The following is a 3,668-nucleotide window of genomic DNA, read 5'->3' on the forward strand; positions in this document are numbered from 1 at the left end:
CACCCACAGCACCCCGAGTCACACACCACAACGGCGCCCCGACCCCGGCATCCCCCAACGCCTGCACCAACTCCAACGTGCCGGCCAAACCACCCCAAACCCCGTCGCCCACCCCATGCGCCGACTCATCCAAAGCCAGCAACGACACCACCCCGGCCGGAGCCACCACACCCCCCAGCACCTCGGCCAACCCCGCCCGGTCCACACCCGACTCGACCGACAGCAACCGAACCCGCGCCCCCCTCACCTCGAGGGACCGCACCACGCCAGACGTCCAGGAGTCCTCCGCCAACCGCGCAGGCACCACGACCAGCCACACCCCCGACAGCATCACGTCCGGGCCGACGGTCACCGGCTTCCAGGAGACGCCGTACCGCCAGTCGTCGGACGCCGCCTGCCGCCGAACGTTCTTGCGCCACGCCACGAGTGCGGGCAGGACATCACCGAACGGCTGGTCCTCGGAGACCTGAAGCGTGTCGAGGACGGCCGAGAAGTCCTCGCTCTCGACAGCGTCCCAGAACCGCGCGCCGGCCGGATCAGCCGCCACCACATCCGAACGAGCCGGGGCCTCCAGCCAGTAGCGGCTGCGCTGGAAGGCATACGTCGGCAGCTCGACATGGTGCGCACCGGTGCCGGCGAAAGCCTGGGCCCACTCGACGTCCACGCCACGGACCCACAACTCGCCGAGGGAGGTCAGGAAGCGGTCCAGGCCGCCGTCGTCACGGCGCAGGGTGCCGGTGACGGCTGCCTCGTCGGCGGTGTCCTGGATGCTCATCGCGAGCACCGGATGCGCCGACACCTCCACGAAGGCGGTGTGGTCCTGCTCGGTGAGGGCGCGGACCGCCTCCTCGAAACGGACCGTGCGGCGCAGGTTGCGATACCAGTACCCGGCGTCCAGAGCCTGCGTGTCCAGCCAGTCGGCCTCCACCGTGGAGAAGAACGGGATCGTGGAGGTCTGCGGACGCACCTCGGCCAGGACCCGGGCCAGCTCCCCCTCGATCCGCTCCACATGGGAGGTGTGAGAGGCGTAATCCACCGGAATACGACGAGCACGCACACCGTCGGCCTCGCAAGCGGCGATCAGCTCGTCCAGGGCCTGCGGTTCACCCGCCACCACCACCGAGGTGGGGCCGTTGAGCGCGGCGATCTCGATACGGCCGTCCCAGCCGGCGATCCGCTCGGCAGCCTGCCCGGCGTCCAGAGCCACGGACACCATGCCACCGTCACCAGCCAGGCTCGCCGCGATCGCCTGCGAACGCAGCGCGACCACACGAGCGCCATCGCGCAGCGTCAGCCCACCCGCGACACAGGCAGCAGCGATCTCACCCTGCGAATGGCCCAGCACGGCAGCGGGTTCGACGCCGTACGAACGCCACAGCGCGGCCAGCGACACCATCACCGCCCACGACAGCGGCTGCACCACATCCACCCGCGCCAACGACGGAGCACCCGAAGCCCCCCGCAGGACCGCCTCCGCATCCCAGTCCACAAACTCAGTCAGAGCCCGGGCACACTCGGCGAACCGCTCCGCGAACACCGGCGCAGAATCCAGCAGCTCCACACCCATCCCGGCCCACTGCGCACCCTGACCCGGGAAGACGAACACCACCCGGCCACCAGAACCCGACGTGGTGCCCTGCACCATCCCTGCGGCCGACTCACCGCGTGCCAGCGCCCGTAGCCCGGTCAGCAGCGCGGACCGGTCCGTGCCGACCACGACAGCCCGGTCGTCCAGGACGGCCCGCGCCGCGGTCAGTGTCCAGCCCACGTTCGCCGGGGAGAGGTCCGCGGCGCACTCCACGCGGGCCAGCAGGCGCACAGCCTGGCCCCGCAGCGCCTCCGACCCGCGCCCTGACAGCACCCACGGCACCGCCACCGGCTCGGCCGGAACAGACCGCTGGGCCTTCGGCGCCTGCTCCAGGATGACGTGCGCGTTGGTACCGCTCACGCCGAAGGACGAGACACCCGCCCGACGCGGACGCTCCCCCGTCCCCGGCCACTCCCGCTCCTCAGTGAGCAGCTCCACCGAGCCCGCCGACCACTCCACCTCACGCGTCGGCTCGGTGACGTGCAGCGTCCGCGGCAGCACCCCGTGCCGCATCGCCTCCACCATCTTGATCACACCCGCAACACCCGCAGCAGCCTGCGCATGCCCGATGTTCGACTTCAACGACCCCAGCCACAACGGCCGATCCGCCTCCCGGTCCCGGCCGTACGTCGCCAGCAGCGCCTGCGCCTCGATCGGATCCCCGAGAGTCGTCCCCGTACCGTGAGCCTCGACGGCGTCCACGTCACCGGCCGACAGCCCGGCGTTCGCCAGGGCCGCACGGATCACCCGCTGCTGCGACGGCCCGTTCGGCGCCGTAAGACCATTGCTCGCACCGTCCTGGTTCACGGCCGAGCCGCGCACGACCGCCAGCACCGGATGCCTGTTCCTCCGCGCATCCGACAACCGCTCCAGCACAACCATGCCCGCGCCCTCGGCCCACGAGGTCCCGTCGGCCGATTCGGAGAACGCCTTGGACCGCCCGTCGGAGGCGAGCCCGCGCTGCCGGCTGAACTCCACGAACATGCCGGGTGTCGCCATGACGGTGACGCCGCCGGCCAGGGCCAGCGTGCACTCGCCCGCCCGCAGGGCCTGAGCCGCCTGGTGCAGGGCGACCAGCGACGACGAGCACGCCGTGTCCACCGTCACGGCGGGGCCTTCGAGGCCGAGGGCGTATGCCAGCCGCCCGGAGACCACGCTGACCGACTTGCCGGTCAGCAGGTAGCCGTCGAGGCCTTCTGCGGCTTCGTGCAACTGGATGCCGTAGTCCTGGGACATGGCGCCGGCGAAAACACCGGTGTGGCTGCCCTTGAGAGACAGCGGGTCGATGCCCGCGTGTTCCAACGCCTCCCAGGACGTCTCCAGCAGCAGCCGCTGCTGCGGGTCCATCGCCAGCGCCTCACGCGGCGAGATCCCGAAGAACCCCGGGTCGAAGTCGGCCGCGTCGTGCAGGAACCCGCCCTCACGGACGTACGACGTGCCCGTCTGCTCCGGATCCGGGTCGTACAGGCCGTCCAGGTCCCAGCCACGGTCCACCGGGAAGGCGGAGATCCCGTCGCGCCCGCTTCGTACCAGGTCCCACAGTTCCTCCGGCGAGGTCACCCCGCCGGGAAAGCGGCATCCCATCCCCACGATCGCGATGGGCTCGTCCGACTGTCCGGTGCTGCCCGGCACCTGGACGTCGGCCGAGTGCCCGGTGCCCAGCACCTCGGCGTCCAACTGCCGCATGAGAGCGGTCGGCGTCGGATGGTCGAAGATCAGCGAGGACGGCAGCCGCAGCCCCGTCGCCTCGTTCAGCCGGTTGCGCAACTCCACCCCGGTCAGGGAGTCGAAGCCCAGGTCCTTGAAGGTCCGCGCCGGGTCCACGGCTGCCGCGGAGCCGTATTCCAGCACGATCGCGATCTGCGTCCGGACCAACTGCTCCAGGGTCTGCCCACGCTCCTCGTCGGAGGCGGCGGCGAGACGCTCGCGCCAGGACACCGCCCCGACGGCCTGGGGCTCCTCGGCCACCTGCTGTGCCGTCTCGCCGAGCCAGTAGCGGTGGCGTTGGAAGGCGTAGGTGGGCAGGTCGACACGGGTGGCACCGGTACCGGTGAACACCGCCTTCCAGTCCACGTCCACA

At 71.2% G+C, this 3,668-nt stretch carries 1 protein-coding gene; it reads right to left on the reverse strand.

Annotated features, from left to right (window positions below; genetic code table 11):
* A partial coding sequence (locus ABZ919_RS41420; protein WP_361259478.1) for a beta-ketoacyl synthase N-terminal-like domain-containing protein occupies nucleotides 1-3,667 on the reverse strand: 3,667 nt, incomplete at its 3' end.
* Between the last annotated feature and the right edge of the window lies 1 nt (nucleotide 3,668).

The organism is Streptomyces sp. NPDC046759, assembly GCF_040645475.1.
GTDB lineage: Bacteria > Actinomycetota > Actinomycetes > Streptomycetales > Streptomycetaceae > Streptomyces.